14 protein-coding genes are annotated in these 15,982 nt (G+C 66.0%); all 14 read left to right on the top strand.

All coding sequences use genetic code 11. The features are described 5' to 3' along the window. The first annotated feature begins 196 nt into the window (after nucleotides 1-196). On the top strand, nucleotides 197-1,000 hold the full coding sequence (locus tag ACE3P0_RS12795; RefSeq protein ID WP_374403030.1) for an alpha/beta hydrolase: 804 nt from the start codon (nucleotides 197-199) through the stop codon (nucleotides 998-1,000). Nucleotides 1,001-1,136: 136 nt separating this feature from the next. Continuing rightward, complete coding sequence (locus ACE3P0_RS12790; RefSeq protein WP_374403029.1) at nucleotides 1,137-1,925, top strand: substrate-binding periplasmic protein; 789 nt, start codon at nucleotides 1,137-1,139, stop codon at nucleotides 1,923-1,925. 82 nt (nucleotides 1,926-2,007) lie between these two features. Then, nucleotides 2,008-2,730 (top strand): serine protease, encoded by a 723-nt coding sequence (locus ACE3P0_RS12785; protein WP_374403028.1) that lies wholly within the window; start codon nucleotides 2,008-2,010, stop codon nucleotides 2,728-2,730. Nucleotides 2,731-2,861: 131 nt separating this feature from the next. Next, nucleotides 2,862-3,527, top strand: a complete 666-nt coding sequence (locus ACE3P0_RS12780; RefSeq protein WP_374403026.1) for a CerR family C-terminal domain-containing protein — start codon at nucleotides 2,862-2,864, stop codon at nucleotides 3,525-3,527. Beyond that, entirely contained in the window at nucleotides 3,524-4,480 is a 957-nt protein-coding gene (locus ACE3P0_RS12775) for an HlyD family secretion protein (RefSeq protein WP_374403025.1), read from the top strand. Before ACE3P0_RS12780 ends, ACE3P0_RS12775 begins: the two co-directional genes overlap by 4 nt. Further along, nucleotides 4,477-5,442 (top strand): ABC transporter ATP-binding protein, encoded by a 966-nt coding sequence (locus ACE3P0_RS12770; RefSeq protein WP_374403024.1) that lies wholly within the window; start codon nucleotides 4,477-4,479, stop codon nucleotides 5,440-5,442. Before ACE3P0_RS12775 ends, ACE3P0_RS12770 begins: the two co-directional genes overlap by 4 nt. 1 nt (nucleotide 5,443) lies before the next feature. Further along, entirely contained in the window at nucleotides 5,444-6,589 is a 1,146-nt protein-coding gene (locus tag ACE3P0_RS12765) for an ABC transporter permease (RefSeq protein WP_374403023.1), read from the top strand. A 200-nt stretch (nucleotides 6,590-6,789) separates the two neighbouring features. Further along, complete coding sequence (locus ACE3P0_RS12760; protein WP_374403022.1) at nucleotides 6,790-8,211, top strand: circularly permuted type 2 ATP-grasp protein; 1,422 nt, start codon at nucleotides 6,790-6,792, stop codon at nucleotides 8,209-8,211. Between the two features lie 4 nt (nucleotides 8,212-8,215). Next, nucleotides 8,216-9,163 carry an alpha-E domain-containing protein gene (locus ACE3P0_RS12755; protein ID WP_374403021.1) on the top strand — a complete coding sequence of 316 codons (948 nt, stop codon included), beginning with the start codon at nucleotides 8,216-8,218 and terminating at the stop codon, nucleotides 9,161-9,163. Between the two features lie 11 nt (nucleotides 9,164-9,174). Then, entirely contained in the window at nucleotides 9,175-9,357 is a 183-nt protein-coding gene (locus tag ACE3P0_RS12750; protein WP_374403020.1) for a hypothetical protein, read from the top strand. Nucleotides 9,358-9,458: 101 nt separating this feature from the next. Beyond that, complete coding sequence (locus ACE3P0_RS12745; protein ID WP_374403018.1) at nucleotides 9,459-10,193, top strand: peptidase; 735 nt, start codon at nucleotides 9,459-9,461, stop codon at nucleotides 10,191-10,193. Nucleotides 10,194-10,463: 270 nt separating this feature from the next. Then, nucleotides 10,464-14,372, top strand: coding sequence for a DUF3683 domain-containing protein (locus ACE3P0_RS12740; protein WP_374403017.1), 3,909 nt, complete (start codon nucleotides 10,464-10,466; stop codon nucleotides 14,370-14,372). Nucleotides 14,373-14,551: 179 nt separating this feature from the next. Further along, complete coding sequence (locus ACE3P0_RS12735) at nucleotides 14,552-15,163, top strand: CDP-alcohol phosphatidyltransferase family protein (protein WP_374403016.1); 612 nt, start codon at nucleotides 14,552-14,554, stop codon at nucleotides 15,161-15,163. Between the two features lie 2 nt (nucleotides 15,164-15,165). Further along, nucleotides 15,166-15,982: lysophospholipase (locus ACE3P0_RS12730; protein ID WP_374403015.1), on the top strand; the 817-nt coding region annotated here is incomplete at its 3' end.

Here is a 15,982-nt window from a genome sequence, read left to right as displayed (position 1 = left end):
AGTTCGCACGGCCGGCCGGCGCGCAAGGGCCGTCAGGCGAGGCCCGGCATCGGCGTGCGGCGGGGGGCGTTCTGACGCGCGTCATGTGGGCGAAGCATGCAGGCTGACAAGTTCGCCGCTCGAACCTACAGTGCCGGGGCGCCGTTTGCCTGCAAGGTGATACGGCCTTCCCCCCAACTTTGCCGGGTCACGATCGATGATCGCTTTCCGCCGCGCGCTGCGCCAGCTTTGTCTTGTTCTCACTGTTTCTCTGTTGGTCGCATGTGGTGGCGGCGACTCGACGCCGCTTGACCCCGCGACACAGCCGACGCGCGACACCAGCCTGCGGATCCAGTCGGCCGAAACCCAGGTCCGCTATCCGATCCACGTTTATCTGCCGCCCGGCTATGCGACGAGCAGCAGAACCTACCCGGTGCTCTACACCATGGACGCCGAGTGGTGGTTCCTGCCACTGAGCACCGAGATCTACGAGCAGCACAAGGAGGTGATCGTCGTGTCGATCGGGAACAGCGACGGCCAGTCCACGGGCCGGCGCTGGATCGATTACCAGATGCCGGGCGCAGCCGCGCATTACCGCTTCCTCACGCAGCAGGTGATTCCGCAGGTGGAGGCGCGTTACCGCATCGACCCCGCGCAGCGCACGCTGATCGGCCACTCGATGGGCGGGCTCTTCGCCGGCCTCGTGCTGCTGCTGGAAGATCCGGCCAAGCGCTATTTCGCGAACTACATTTCGCAGGACGGCAGCTTCTGGGTGCAGGAAGACGTGGTTGCCGGCATGGAGGCTGCGCTCGCGCAGCGTACCCAATCGGTGCCGGCGCGACTTTTCATCTATTCCGCATCGGAAGGTGATGGCAACCTGAAATGGGTGGAGCCCTTCCGCGATCTGTTCGTGGCGCGCAACTACCAGCACCTTGTTTACAGCTACGAGGCGTTTCCGACGACGCATTCGGGCATGGTGATTCCGTCGTTTCGCCGCGCGATTGCAGCGCTTTTCCCTTGAGCGGCCGCCGGCTCAAGTGTTTGCCGGCATGCGCCGTTGACCTGTGCGCATGCGGCAGCGCGGCCGCTATCGAGCAGCATTTCAGAGGTTTGCGATGGGGCATAACAGCGGGCACCGAGCGGGCGCCGGACGATCCTTGCGGGTCGCGCTGTCTGCTGCCTGCGCGCTGCTGAGCCTGCTGTCGTCGGATCTGGCCGCGGCGCAGCCGGTCTGCCGCAAGGTGGTGATCTCGGCAGATCCGAAGTACCCGCCCTTGCATTGGTACGACGGCAGCACGCTGACCGGCGCCAGCGTCGATATCGCTACGCGACTCTTCACACGCCTTGGCGTGCGCTGGGAACTGCAATACCTCGGCCCCTGGCCGCGGGTGCTCAGCGCGGCCGAGCACGGTGGCGTCGATGTGGTGACAACGCTGAAAGACACGCCGGAGCGTCGCGCCTTCCTCGACTTCACCAAGCCGGTTCTGAGCAACCCGATCGCGGTGTTCGTAACCGTCGACTATCCGGTCAACTACCTTGGCCGTGACTCGCTGATCGGCCGCAAGGGCGGGCTCACGCGCGGCAACCGCTTTGGTGACGATGCGGACCGCTTCGTCCGGGAACGCCTCGACGTGGAAGAGCTCAACGACCCTGAAACGGGTTTCCGCATGCTGATGGCGGGGCGCATCGATTACTTCATGACCGGCCTTCATGCCGGGCGTGCGACGCTGATCCACACCGGGCTCGAAGGCCGCATCATCGCGCTGGCGCCCTATCTGGCCGAGACCAGCAACGCGATCGGCTTTGTGCGGAACAGCCCGTGTCGCGCGCTGTTGCCGGCGGCGAATCGCGTCCTCGACGACATGATCGCGCGCGGCGAGATCAAGCAGATCATCGACCGCAACCTGGAACGCTGGCGCAGGCAGCCTGTGTTGCCGGACGGCTAGGTCGTCGCGGCGATTGCGTTAACGGGCACAGCCCGACCAATCGGCGCATGCTGCAAGGCCTAGCCACACGCGCCGCCCTGCCATGATCGAATCCCTGCTGCTCAGCACCACGCCGATAGCCACCTTCTACGGCTATCAACGCCTCACCGGTGCCACCGGCTTCTTCTTTGAGCGCAACGGTTGCTGCTACCTGGTGACCAGCCAGCATGTGCTGCTGGATGAAGCGAGCGGACATCGGCCGGACCGCATCGAATTCGAAGTCCACGTCGACGACAACAACGTCGCGGCGGTGCATGTCATCAGCCTGTGGCTGTATCGCGATGGCGTGTCGGTCTGGCACGCCGGCGACGACGCCGGCGGCGCGGTCGATATGGCCGCCATTCCGCTCGACCCAGCCTGCTGGCCGCCGGGCTGCCAGCGCGCCGCCTTCGGGCCGCAACATCTGGTGCAGAGTGCGCCGATCGAAGTGGGCGCCTCGGTGCTGATCGTCGGCTATCCGCTGGGTTTCCACGACACGCTGCACCACTTGCCTATCGTCCGCCAGGGCGTCGTCGCATCGTCGTTCGGCCTGCGCTTCCAGGGCGTCGGCTACTTCCTCACCGATGCGCGCACGCATCGTGGCGCGAGCGGCGCGCCGGTGGTGATGCGTATCGCCCACCCGACGCCGGCACAGGCGGCCTTGCCCTGGCAACTGCTCGGCATCCACTCATCGCGGCTCGACATGGGCGGGCGCGACCGCGTCGAGGATGAAGCGCTGGGCCTCAACTGCGCGTGGTATGCCGACATGCTCACGGTGATTACCTGAGCGGGGTCAGTGCCGCCGCCCGGAGTGCCGATTCGACCCGGCCGGCCGGGTCGCGGCACTGCGCCCATGGCCTGCCTTGACCGGATGGAAAAAGTTTTCTAGAGTGAATTGGAAATACATTTCCAATCACCATGAAAACAGCCGACCCAACGCCGCTTCGCTTGCCGCCGGGTGACGAAACCCGAACTGCACTGATCCTTGCGGCCACCGACATCTTCATCGATGAGGGCTTCCGCGCCGCACGCGTGCAAGACATCGCCCAGCGTGCCGGCGTGCGCCTCTCCGCGATCAACTACCACTTCGGCGGCAAGGAAGGGCTCTATCGCGCGGTGTTGCAACACCATGCCGAGCTGGCGCTGAGCCGCACACCGCTGCCGGCGCCCGACCCGGCACATCCGCGTGCAGCCTTCGAAGCGGCGGTGCGCACCCTGGTGCGCCGCTTCCTCGACCCGGCGGGGGAGAGCCGCATCGCCGCGCTGCTGATGCGCGAACTGGTAAACCCGACCGAGGCGCTGGCGATGATGATCGAACGCTTCACGCGCCCGCAGGCGCAGATGTTGCGGCCGATCATTTCAGCCGTGCTGGGGCCGCGTGCGAGCGACGAACAGCTGTCGCGCGCGATGCTCAGCGTGCTGAGCCAATGCATGGTCTACATCAGCGCCCGCCCGCTGATCCTGCAGGTCATGCCGGTCGCGCTGGGTGGTGATGATCTCGTCGAACGTGTCGCCAGGCATGTGATCGCTTTCAGCTGGGGCGGGCTCAACGCGCTGCGTGCCGAACTGGAGTCCGCCGAATGAGCGCCCGTGTCGTCCTTCTCGTTCTGGCTTCGTCCGCCTTGCTCAGCGCTTGCGGGCCGGGGGGCGATACGCCACTGCTCGGCTACGTCGAGATCGAACCGACGCGCGTTGCCGCGCAGCAGGCGGGGCGCCTTGTCAGCCTGTCGGTGCAGCGTGGCGGCGAAGTGGCGGCCGGCGCGCCGTTGTTCGCGCTCGATACCGAGCTGGAACGCCCGGCGCTCGACGAGGCCGAAGCCCGCCGGGCGCAGAGCGATGCGCAGGCGCAGGACCTGGCCAGCGGCAAGCGGCCGGCAGAGCTGGATTCATTCCGCGCTCGCGAAGCCGCTGCACGTTCTGCGCTGTCGCTCGCCGAGAGCGAACTCGCACGGCAGCAGGCGCTGGCGGCGCAGGGCTTCGTCAGTCCGATGAGTCTCGATAGCCTGCGCGAGCGGGTGCGCAGTGCGCGCGCGCAACTCGACCAGGCCGTCGCTGATCTACGTGCGGCGGAACTCGCCGGGCGCGAGTCGCAACGCGCCGCGGCGACGGCCGCCGTGAAGGTGGCGGAGGCCCAGCGCGCGCAGGCACAGACGCGGCTGGCGCAGAAGCAGCTCGCCGCACCGGTGGCCGCACATGTTGAGGACACCTACTACCGCGTCGGCGAATGGGTGCCCGCCGGCAGCCCGGTCGTCAGTCTGCTGCCGGCGGGCAGCACCAAGCTGCGCTTCTACGTTCCAGAAGCCCGGCTCGCCGCGATGCGGCCAGGTCAGCGTATCCGCGTGCGCTGCGATGGCTGTGGCGAAGGCTTCACCGCGCGCGTCACCTGGGTCGCCAGCAGCGCTGAATACACGCCGCCGGTGATCTACTCGAAGGACAACCGCGCCAAGCTGGTCTTCAAGGCCGAGGCGCAGCCGGAGCGTGCAGTGGTGTTGGCGCCGGGGCTGCCGGTCGACGTGTTGCCCGAGGCGGGCCGGTGAACAATCTGATCGCACCGCTCGACATACCGCCCGAACAGCGTGCGGTGGATGTCGTCGGACTCACCAAGCGCTTCGGCGAAAAGACGGTGGTCGACCAACTCTCGATGCGGGTGCGCCGTGGCGAGGTGTTCGGCTTTCTCGGCCCCAACGGCAGCGGCAAGACCACGTCGATCCGCATGATGTGCGGACTGCTGACGCCGGACGCAGGCAGTGGCCACACGCTGGGGTATGACATCCTGCGCGACGCCACCGCGATCAAGCGCGAAGTCGGCTACATGACGCAGCGCTTCGGGCTCTACGAAGACCTGACGATCCGCGAGAACCTCGACTTCGTCGCCGGCGTCTACCAGATGGACCGCCGCCGCCAGCGCGTCGACGCCGCGATCGAGCGGCTCGGCCTGGCGGGGCGCGCCAACCAGCTCGCCGGCGGGCTCTCCGGTGGCTGGAAGCAGCGCATGGCGCTGGCTGCCTGCATGCTGCATGAGCCGAAGCTGTTGCTACTCGACGAGCCCACCGCCGGCGTCGACCCCAAGGCGCGGCGCGATTTCTGGGAAGAGATCCACGCGCTCGCCGCCGAAGGCATCACCGTACTGGTCTCAACGCACTACATGGACGAAGCCGAGCGTTGCCACCGCCTGGGCTACATCGCCTACGGCCAGTTGCTGGCGCTCGGCACGCCGGCACAGCTGGTGGAGCGCAGCGGCTTTTCGACCTGGCATGTGCGCGGCAACGAGGTGTCGGCACTGGCGGCGCAGTTGCGTGGTGCGCCGGGTGTCGACATGCTCACGCGCTTCGGCAACACCCTGCATGTCAGCGGTAGCGATGCGGCCGCGCTGGCCGCCGCGATCGCGCCGTGGCGCGCGGCGCCGACGTTCGAGTGGTCGGCCGCGGCGCCGCAGCTGGAAGATGTGTTCATCCATCTGATGGGCCAGACGCGCGACAACTTCCAGGCGGGGCACTGACATGTTCGCGCTGCTGCGGGGCCTCTCCTTCGCACGCCTCATCACCGTGATGCGCAAGGAGTTCATCCAGCTCCGCCGCGACCGCCTGACCTTCGCGATGATGGTCGGCATTCCGATCATCCAGCTCATGTTGTTCGGCTTTGCGATCAACGGCGATCCCAAACACCTGCCGACGGTCGTGGTGGCCGAGGAGCAGAGCGCGTTTGCACGCAGCCTGAGCGCCGCGCTGACCGTGTCGGACTATTTCGATATCGTCAGCACCAGTGCCACGCAGGCCGACGCCGACCATATGCTCGCCGAGGGCAGCGCACAGTTCGCGCTGGTGATTCCGGCCGACTTCTCGCGCAAGCTGATCCGTGGCGAGCGCGCGCAGATCCTGCTCGATGCCGACGCCACCGACCCCACCGCCACCGGCAACGCCATCGCCGCGCTCAACCAGCTTGCGCCTGCCGCGCTTGCACGCGATCTGAGCGGGCCGCTCGCCGCGCACCTCGCCGCGCCAGCGCCCTTCGATGTGGTGGTGCAGCGCCGCTACAACCCGGACGGGCTTACCGCGTGGAACGTCGTCCCCGGTCTGATGGGCGTGATCCTGACGATGACGATGATCATGATGACCGGGCTCGCGCTGACGCGCGAAGTCGAGCGCGGCACGATGGAGAACCTGCTCGCCACGCCGGTGCGGCCGGTGGAAGTGATGGTCGGCAAGGTCCTGCCCTTCATCCTGATCGGTTTCGTGCAGGTGGTGCTGATCCTGCTCGCCGCGCGCCTGCTGTTCAAGGTGCCCTTCGTTGGCGGGATGTCGCTGCTGCTGTTCGGCGTGCTGGTCTTCATTGCCGCCAACCTGGTCGTGGGCATCACGATCTCCAGCGTGGCGCGCAACCAGATGCAGGCGATGCAGATGACCTTCTTCTTCTTCCTGCCCTCGATGCTGCTCTCGGGCTTCATGTTCCCCTTCCGCGGCATGCCGGCTTGGGCGCAGTTCATCGGTGAGGCACTGCCGCTGACGCACTTCCTGCGGCTGGCGCGTGGGGTGATGCTCAAAGGCAACGGCTTCGTCGAAGTCTGGCCGCACCTGTGGCCGCTGTTGCTGTTCATCACGATCGTGCTGGCGATCGGTCTCAAGCGCTTCCGCAAAACGCTGGATTGAACTGTGCGCACCAGGACGGGGCGCGTGCCAGCCATGCGCCGATTTGGTGCGCCGCCGCACGAAACCAGCACGATCACGCGCCGCAACCGTGCATGCGGTGCCGCGGCAGGCTCGAAAGACCGGGGTTTTCCGGGTGGCACGGTTCTCGCAAAGCCCCTGTTGCCGGCTCGCAACGCAGCGAGCCGTACGCGGAGGCGAGCATGGGAGCAAACGGGGCGTTCTTCGATGAGATGAACGGCGCGGCCGGCGAAACACGGCCGCATTACGAAGCCTTCGAGCGCTGGCTGGAGGCGACCGAGCCTTCACGCATCGAGCGCAAGCGGGTACAGGCGGATGCGCTGTTCCGGCGCGCCGGCATCACCTTCGCCGTATATGGCGAAGCGGCGGGCACCGAGCGCTTGATTCCGTTCGACCTGATACCCCGCATCATTCCGGCTGCCGAATGGCAGCAGCTTTCCGCCGGCCTGTCGCAGCGGATCCGCACGCTCAACGCCTTCCTGCACGACATCTACCACGACCAGGAAATCCTCAAGGCGGGCGTGATTCCCTACGAGCAGGTGCTGCAGAACGCGCAGTACCGGCCCGAGATGAAGGGTGTGGACGTCGCGGGCGGCATCTACTCGCATATCTCCGGCGTCGATATCGTGCGCGCCGGCGCCGGCGAGTTCTACGTGCTGGAAGACAACCTGCGCGTGCCTTCCGGCGTGTCCTACATGATCGAGGACCGCCGCATGATGATGCGGCTGTTCCCCGACCTCTTCGCCACCCACCGCATCGCGCCGGTGGACCACTACCCGGACCTGCTGCTCGATACGCTGCGCACCGTCGCGCCGAATGGCGTGTCGGACCCGACCGTGGTCTTGCTGACCCCCGGCAGCTACAACAGCGCCTACTTCGAGCACGCCTTCCTCGCGCAGCAAATGGGCATCGAACTGGTCGAAGGGCGCGATCTCTTCGTTACGCACGAAGGCGTGTTCATGAGCACCACCCGCGGTCGCCGCAAGGTGGACGTGATCTACCGCCGCATCGACGACGACTTCCTCGACCCGCAAGCCTTCCGCAAGGATTCGATGCTCGGCGTGCCGGGCCTCTTCGCGGCCTACCGCGCGGGCAAGGTCACGCTGGCGAACGCCATCGGCACCGGTGTTGCCGACGACAAGTCGATCTACCCCTACGTGCCGGACATGGTGCGCTTCTACCTCGGCGAAAAGCCGCTGCTCAACAACGTACCGACCTACATGTTGAGAAAGCCCGAGGATCTGGCCTACACGCTCGATCACCTGGCCGAACTGGTGGTGAAGGAAGTGCACGGTGCCGGCGGCTACGGCATGCTGGTCGGCCCCGCCTCGACCAAGGCCGAGATCGAAGCCTTCCGCCAGCGCATCATCGCTGCGCCGGAGAAGTACATCGCGCAGCCGACGCTCGCGCTGTCCACCTGCCCGACCTTCGTCGAATCCGGCATCGCGCCGCGCCACATCGATCTGCGGCCCTTTGTGCTCTCGGGCAGCGAGGTCCGTTTCGTACCCGGTGGCCTCACGCGCGTCGCGCTGAAGGCGGGCTCGCTGGTGGTGAATTCCTCGCAGGGCGGGGGCACCAAGGACACCTGGGTACTGGAGGCCTGAAAACATGTTGTCCCGTACCGCAGACCACGTTTACTGGATGTCGCGCTACATGGAGCGCGCCGAGAACCTCGCGCGCATCCTCGATGTGCATCACCGCATGTCGCTGCTGCCGCAGAGCGCCGGCGAGATCGAGCGGCAATGGACCGCCACCCTCGACATCATGGGCATGCTGGGCGCCTACCGCGCACAGCACGACGCGATGGACACCGACACGGTGATGCATTTCCTGATGTTCGACCGCGACAACCCGTCGAGCATCGTCTCCTGCCTGCGCGCGGCGCGCGAGAACGCACACACCGTGCGCGGCACGCTCACCTCCGAGCTGTGGGAGGCGATCAACGCGACCTGGCTCAAGGTCAACGACTTCGCGCCTTCGCGCCTTGCCGAGACGGGGCCGACCGAGTTCTTCGACTGGGTCAAGTACCGCTCGCACCTGTCGCGCGGCGTTACCGTCGGCACCATGCTGCGCGACGAAGCCTTCCACTTCACGCGCCTGGGCACCTTCATCGAACGCGCCGACAACACGCTGCGCATCCTCGACGTGAAGTACCACCTGCTGCGCGGCGCCCACACCCCGAACGATGCCGCGGTCGATTACTACCAGTGGAGCGCGCTGCTGCACTCGGTGTCGGCCTTCGAAATCTACCGCCGCGTCTACCGCGATCAGATCACGCCGAGCCGCGTGGCGGAGTTGCTGCTGCTGCGCCCCGACATGCCACGCTCGCTCGCGTACTGCATGCGCGAGGTGTATGGCCTGCTGCAGGCGGTGGCCAACGGCCGCTCGGCCGAGACGCAGCGCCGCGCTGGCGAGTTCGAGGCGAGCCTGCGCTTCGGCCGCATCGAAGAGCTGATGCGCGACGGCCTGCATCCCTACCTCGACAGTGCGCTGGAACGCATCCTCGATCTCGGCCAGCGCATCTCCGAAGATTTCCTGGTTCCCGTCACCACCTGAGGAGGCCTGCCATGACCCGTTCGCGCCCGAATCAGCCAAAGCCCGAGATGCCCGCGACGCCGCCCGCCGCAATGCTCGCGCTGTGGACCAAGCCGCTCGAAGACACGCCGTATGCGTTACAGGCCGAAGCTGGCCGCTTTGCCCCCGAGCCCTGGCAACTGACACCGGCCGAACGCGGCGCACCGCCCGGCTGATCTTCGCTTCACGGCGGCCCCCAAGGCTGCCGTGAAGTAGCGCTGGCTCCGCCCCGCAAGGGCGGCGACAATTCCGCCTTTCCGCGACCAAGCCTTTCTCCATGACCTACTGCGTCGGCATGCTCCTCGACGCTGGCATCGTGTGCCTTTCCGACTCGCGCACCAATGCCGGCGTTGATCACATCAACTCCTTCCGCAAACTCAACGTCTTCGAGCGCCCCGGCGAGCGGGTGATGGTGTTGATGACGGCCGGCAACCTGGCGATCACGCAGGCGATCGTGACGATGCTCAACGAACGCCTCAGCAGCACCGAGGGCACCAGCTTGTGGAGTGTGCCTAACCTGTTCGAGGCGGCGCGCCACGTCGGCGACACGATCCGCGAAGTGCACCGGCGCGACGCCGAATCGCTGCAGGCCTTCGGCATCGATTTCTCCGCGAGCCTGATCCTCGCCGGCCAGATCCGCGGCGAACGCCCGCGGCTGTTCAACATCTACGCGGCAGGCAACTTCATCGAGGCGACGCCCGAGACGCCGTATTTCCAGATCGGCGAATCGAAGTACGGCAAGCCGATCATCGATCGCGTCATCACGCGCGGCACCTCTCTCGACGAGGCCACCAAGTGCGCGCTGATCTCGATGGATTCGACCATCCGCTCGAACCTTTCGGTCGGCCTGCCGCTCGATCTGGCGCTGATCCGCACCGACGAATGCCGCATCGCGCGCCATCGCTCGATCGAGTCGCAAGACCCCTACTTCAGCATCGTGCGCAGCGAGTGGGGCCAGGCGCTGCGCGACGCCTTCAACGCGCTGCCCAACCCGGATTGGTCGCGCGACTGAGCTGCCGGGTGTCGCGGCGGCGCCACGCCGCGGCTTGAGCCGGGTGCGGACGCACACGGCCGGTTTTGCCCTGGCGGAGGGCGAGTGGGCCGCTGCACCGCAGCATCCGAACTGCGCTCGCGACCCGGTGTCCAACCCCCGAATCCCGCAATTTTCTTGCCCCCACAGCCCGTAAGGTCTTGAATTTTCGGGTGCATTGGCGGGTCTGGCGGGATAAAATGGCCGGCTTCCCCAGAAGCGTGCCGTGCCGCACACAAACAGGACACCCTGATGCAAGCCGCCCCCGAGTTTGTCCGCGAGACCCCTGCGTCGACCCGCCTGCGCGAAATTCCGTACAACTACACCTCCTTTTCCGACCGCGAGATCGTGATCCGCCTGCTCGGCGAGGAGATGTGGTCGGTGCTCGAATCGCTGCGCGCCGAACGGGTGACCGGTCGTTCCGCCCGCATGCTCTACGAAGTGTTGGGCGACATCTGGGTCGTGCAGCGCAACCCCTACCTCGAAGACGATCTCGTCGCCAGCCGCGAGCGCCGCGGCGCACTGCTGAGCGCACTGCGCCACCGCCTCGACGAAGTCGAGAAGCGCCGTGCCGCCGCCGAGAACGAAGACCCGGTGCGCGCCGGCATCGTGGCGCAACTGGTGGCAGCCGCGAACAAGGCCGTCGATGCTTTCCAGCGCCACTTCGAAACCACCTACGACCTGCGCCGCCGCACCGAGAAGCTGCTGTCCAAGCACACGCGGCGCGACAACATCGCCTTCGACGGCATGGCGCGCGTCTCGCACGTTACCGACGCGACCGACTGGCGCGTCGAGTACCCCTTCGTCGTGCTGTACCCGGACACCGAGGAAGAAATCGGCCACCTGGTGCGCGGCTGTATCGAACTGGGGCTGACGATCATCCCGCGTGGCGGCGGCACCGGCTACACCGGTGGCGCCGTGCCGCTGTCGCCGTATTCGGCAGTCATCAACACCGAGAAGCTGATCGATCTTGGCAAGGTCGAGCAGCAAGTGCTACCGGGCGTCGACCGCCCCTACGCCACCATCACGACTGGCGCGGGTGTCGTCACCCGCCGGGTCATGGATGCGGCCGAAGGTGTCGGCCTGGTGTTCGCGTGCGACCCGACCTCGGCGGACGCTTCCTGCATCGGCGGCAACATCGCGATGAACGCCGGTGGCAAGAAGGCCGTGCTGTGGGGCACCGCGCTCGACAACCTCGCGTGGTGGAAGATGGTGATGCCCGACGGCAACTGGCTCGTCGTCGAACGCCTGAACCACAACCTCGGCAAGATCCACGATCAGGAGACGGTGCAGTTCCGCCTGAAGAAGTTTGACGAGAGCGGCAAGCGCCCGCTTGGGGAAGAGATCATCGAAATGCCTGGCGCGGCTTTCCGCAAGGTCGGCCTCGGCAAGGACGTCACCGACAAGTTCCTCGGCGGCGTACCCGGCGTGCAGAAGGAAGGCACCGACGGCATCATCACCTCGGCCTGCTGGATCCTGCATCGCCTGCCGACCCACACCCGCACCGTGTGCCTGGAGTTCTACGGCCAGGTGCGCGAAGCGGTGCCGGCGATCGTCGAGATCAAGGACTACCTCGACCAGCAACCGGGCGGCGTGCAGCTTGCCGGCTTGGAGCACCTCGACGAACGTTATGTGAAGGCGGTCGGCTATGCGCCGAAGGCCAAGCGCCACGGCCGGCCGAAGATGGTGCTGATCGGCGACATCGTCGGCGACGACGAGAACGCGGTGATGCTGGCGACCTCCGAAGTCGTGCGCATGTGCAACGCGCGCGGCGCCGAGGGCTTCATCGCGGTGACGCCGGAAACGCGCAAGAAATTCTGGCTCGACCGTTCGCGCACCGCTGCGATCGCGAAACACACCAACGCGTTCAAGGTGAACGAAGACGTCGTGATTCCGCTCGATCGCATGGGCGACTACTGCGATGGCATCGAGCGCTTCAACATCGAACTTTCGATCCGCAACAAGCTGCGCCTGGCCGACGCGCTGACTGAGTTCCTGCACGGCGAGCTGCCGCTGCATCGTGGTGAAGCCACGGTCGACGCCGAAGAGCTGATCGGTGACCGCCGCGCCCATGCGCTGGAATTGCTGTCGAAGGTGCGCGCGCGCTGGCAGTGGATCTTCGACCAGCTCGATACGCCCTTGGCCGACGCCGAGCCGCGCTTTGCCGAGCTGGGCATCGTTGCCGGCGAACTGACCAACAAGGCCGCGCAGCCGCGCCTCTTCCACCGCGTGCAGGACTATTCGGTACGCATCTCGTGGAAGACCGAACTGCAACCGCAGCTCGAAGACATCTTCGAAGGCAAGGTCTTCGATCCGCTGCGCGAACGCATTGCCGCGATCCACAAGGAGGTGCTGCGCGGTCGCGTGTTCGTCGCGCTGCACATGCACGCCGGCGACGGCAATGTGCACACCAACCTGCCGGTGAACTCCGATCACTACGAGATGCTGCAGGAGGCAAACGCCACCGTCGCCCGCATCATGGAACTGGCGCGCAGCCTCAACGGCGTCATCTCCGGCGAACACGGCATCGGCATCACCAAGCTCGAATTCCTCACCGATGCCGAGATGGCGCCCTTCCGCGCCTACAAGCAGAAGGTGGACCCCGAGGGCCGCTTCAACAAGGGCAAGCTGATGCCCGGCGGCGACCTCACGCACGCCTACACGCCCAGCTTCAACCTCATGGGCCATGAGTCGCTGATCATGCAGCAGAGCGACATCGGTTCGATCGCCGACTCGGTGTCCGATTGCCTGCGTTGCGGCAAGTGCAAGCCGGTGTGTACCACGCACGTGCCGCGCGCGAACCTGCTCTACTCGCCGCGCAACAAGATCCTCGCCACTTCGCTGCTGATCGAAGCCTTCCTGTACGAAGAGCAAACGCGGCGCGGCATCTCGATCCGCCACTGGGAAGAGTTCGAGGACGTGGCCGACCACTGCACCGTGTGCCACAAGTGCGTCACGCCTTGCCCGGTCGATATCGACTTCGGCGACGTGTCGATGAACATGCGCAACCTGCTGCGCAAGATGGGCAAGCAGAGCTTCAACCCGGCGAAGAAGCTGGGCATGGCCTTCCTGAATACGAAGAACCCGGAAACTATCAAGTTCCTGCGCAAGACCAGCATCGAGTGGGCCTACAAGGCGCAGCGCCTGGGCGTTGACCTGCTGCGGCCGCTGGCGAAGGAGACCACGAAGCAACCGTCGTCGACGGTCGGCAAGGCGCCGATCAAGGCGCAGGTGATCCACTTCGTGAACAAGAAGATGCCGGGCAAGCTGCCGAACAAGACGGCCCGAGCACTGCTCGACATTGAAGACGCCGCGGTGGTGCCGGTGATCCGCGATCCGCAGAAAACGCGGCCGGATTCCGAGGCGGTGTTCTACTTCCCGGGTTGCGGCTCCGAGCGCCTGTTCTCGCAGGTCGGGCTCGCGACGCAGGCGATGCTCTACAACGTCGGCGTGCAGACGGTGCTGCCGCCGGGCTACCTGTGCTGCGGCTACCCGCAGCGCGGCTCGGGCGATTTCGACAAGGCGGAGAAGATCACCACCGACAACCGGGTGCTCTTCCACCGCGTGGCGAACACGCTCAACTACCTCGACATCAAGACCGTGGTGGTGAGCTGTGGCACCTGCTACGACCAGCTCACGATGTACGAATTCGAGAAGATCTTCCCCGGCTGCCGGCTGATCGACATCCACGAATTCCTGCTCGAGAAGGGCGTCAAGCTCGAAGGGGTGAAGGGCGTGCGCTACATGTACCACGAGCCTTGCCACAACCCGATGAAGCAGCAGGATTCGGTGAAGACGGTGAACGCGCTGGTGCAGACCGCCGACGGTACGAAGATCACGAAGAACGACCGCTGCTGCGGCGAGGCCGGCACCTTCGCGATCGCGCGCCCGGAAATCGCAACACAGGTGCGCTTCCGCAAGGAAGAAGAGATGCAGAAGAACGCCAGCGCACTGCGCGCCGATGGCTTCGACGGCGATCTGAAGATCCTCACCTCCTGCCCGGCCTGCCTGCAGGGCCTGCATCGCTACAAGGACGACATCGCCGGCCTCGACGCCGACTACATCGTGATCGAGATGGCGCGCCACCTGCTCGGCGAGGATTGGCTCGAACGTTTCGTCGAAACCGCCAACAAGGGCGGCATCGAGCGCGTGCTGCTGTAAGGCAGGCGAGCAAGCCATGCACACGGAGGGGGACCATTGGCCCCCCTTCTTTTGTTACCTCCGGTAAGCGGCCCACCGCACCTGCCAGCGCAGGCCACTTACGTTTAAGCGGCAATTGCTCACACCTTGAAATAACTCACCCGGCATAGACTGCGCCCGCCACTTCAACCGGGGTCGACATGTCGCTCTATGCGCTGAAGCCAGCGTTCCAGTCTTTGCTGCGCCCGCTCGTTGCGGGCCTGTTCCGCCTTCGCTGTACCGCCAACCTTGTTACCTCGTTTGCCGCAGTCGTGTCGCTGCTGTTGGGCGCCTTGCTGTGGCTGCATCCGGTCGCACCGCTGTTTGCGCTGTTGCCGCTGTGGTGCCTGATCCGCATGGCGCTCAACGCGATCGACGGCATGCTGGCGCGCGAATTCGGCCAGCGCTCGGTGCTGGGCGGCTTCCTCAACGAACTGGGCGACGTGGTTTCCGACGCCGCGCTGCTGGCACCCTTCATGAAGCTCGCCGGTGCGAGCGCAAGCCTGGTGTGGGGCGCGATCTGCCTGTCGATCATCAGTGAGCTCGCCGGCATCCACGCCGCCGCCGCGGGTGGCGCGCGGCGCTACGACGGCCCACTGGGCAAGAGCGATCGCGCCTTTGTCATCGGCCTGCTGGGCCTGCTGGTGGCGCTCGGCTGGGTGCCGATGCTCGCGTGGAATCCGATCTGGCTCGGCTTCAGCGGGCTCCTGCTGCTCACGACCGTGCGCCGCATTCGTGCGGCAGTGAACGAAATTCCCCCGATCCGGAGCTGACCATGTCGCTCACTCAACGCGCAGTTCATGAAATGCAGTTCGTCAGCCACGACGGTGCGCCGCTGTTCTACCGTCACTGGCCGGCGAGCACGCCCACATCACGCGGCGCGATCATCCTGCTGCATCGCGGCCACGAACACTCCGGCCGCATGGCGCATCTGGTCGACGAACTGGATCTGCCGGATTTCGATTTCTTCGCATGGGATGCGCGTGGCCACGGCCGCTCGCCGGGCGAGCGCGGTTTCAGCCCGAGCTTCATGCATTCGGTGGCCGATCTGGAAGCCTTCTCGCGCCACATTCACGCGCAGCACGGCTTTGCCGCGCAAGACACCGCGGTGGTGGCGCAAAGCGTTGGCGCGGTGATCGCGGCGACCTGGGTACATGACTACGCGCCGCCGCTGCGCGCGCAGGTACTCGCATCGCCGGCATTCAGCGTAAAGCTCTACGTGCCGCTCGCGCGCCCCGGGCTTGCACTGATGCACACGCTGTTCGGCGACTTCAAGGTGACGAGTTACGTCAAGGCGCGCTACCTCACGCACGATGAAGCACGTGCTGCGAGCTACGACACCGATCCGCTGATCACGCGGCCGATCTCGGTGAATGTGCTGCTCGGGCTCTACGACGCAGCCGAGCGTGTGGTCGCCGATGCGGCGGCGATTCATGTGCCGACGCAGATGTTCATTTCGGGTGAAGACTGGGTCGTGCGGCATGCGCCGCAGCACGCGTTCTTCGACGCACTTGGCAGCGCGACCAAGGTCTGCCGAGTGCTGCCGGGTTTCCGCCACGACACGGTGGGCGAGCGCGATCGCGCACCCGGCG

Origin of the sequence: Niveibacterium sp. (genome assembly GCF_041909475.1) — a bacterium.
Taxonomy (GTDB): domain Bacteria; phylum Pseudomonadota; class Gammaproteobacteria; order Burkholderiales; family Rhodocyclaceae; genus Niveibacterium.
This window is presented reverse-complemented; position numbering and strand designations above follow the sequence as displayed.

What these genes read in the sequence shown, in the direction of transcription:
- ACE3P0_RS12750 (WP_374403020.1), top strand. Translation starts at nt 9,175, where the DNA reads ATGACCCGTTCGCGCCCGAATCAGCCAAAGCCCGAGATGCCCGCGACG.
- ACE3P0_RS12765 (WP_374403023.1), top strand. Translation starts at nt 5,444, where the DNA reads ATGTTCGCGCTGCTGCGGGGCCTCTCCTTCGCACGCCTCATCACCGTG.
- ACE3P0_RS12775 (WP_374403025.1), top strand. Translation starts at nt 3,524, where the DNA reads ATGAGCGCCCGTGTCGTCCTTCTCGTTCTGGCTTCGTCCGCCTTGCTC.
- ACE3P0_RS12795 (WP_374403030.1), top strand. Translation starts at nt 197, where the DNA reads ATGATCGCTTTCCGCCGCGCGCTGCGCCAGCTTTGTCTTGTTCTCACT.
- ACE3P0_RS12780 (WP_374403026.1), top strand. Translation starts at nt 2,862, where the DNA reads ATGAAAACAGCCGACCCAACGCCGCTTCGCTTGCCGCCGGGTGACGAA.
- ACE3P0_RS12745 (WP_374403018.1), top strand. Translation starts at nt 9,459, where the DNA reads ATGACCTACTGCGTCGGCATGCTCCTCGACGCTGGCATCGTGTGCCTT.
- ACE3P0_RS12785 (WP_374403028.1), top strand. Translation starts at nt 2,008, where the DNA reads ATGATCGAATCCCTGCTGCTCAGCACCACGCCGATAGCCACCTTCTAC.
- ACE3P0_RS12755 (WP_374403021.1), top strand. Translation starts at nt 8,216, where the DNA reads ATGTTGTCCCGTACCGCAGACCACGTTTACTGGATGTCGCGCTACATG.
- ACE3P0_RS12760 (WP_374403022.1), top strand. Translation starts at nt 6,790, where the DNA reads ATGGGAGCAAACGGGGCGTTCTTCGATGAGATGAACGGCGCGGCCGGC.
- ACE3P0_RS12740 (WP_374403017.1), top strand. Translation starts at nt 10,464, where the DNA reads ATGCAAGCCGCCCCCGAGTTTGTCCGCGAGACCCCTGCGTCGACCCGC.
- ACE3P0_RS12735 (WP_374403016.1), top strand. Translation starts at nt 14,552, where the DNA reads ATGTCGCTCTATGCGCTGAAGCCAGCGTTCCAGTCTTTGCTGCGCCCG.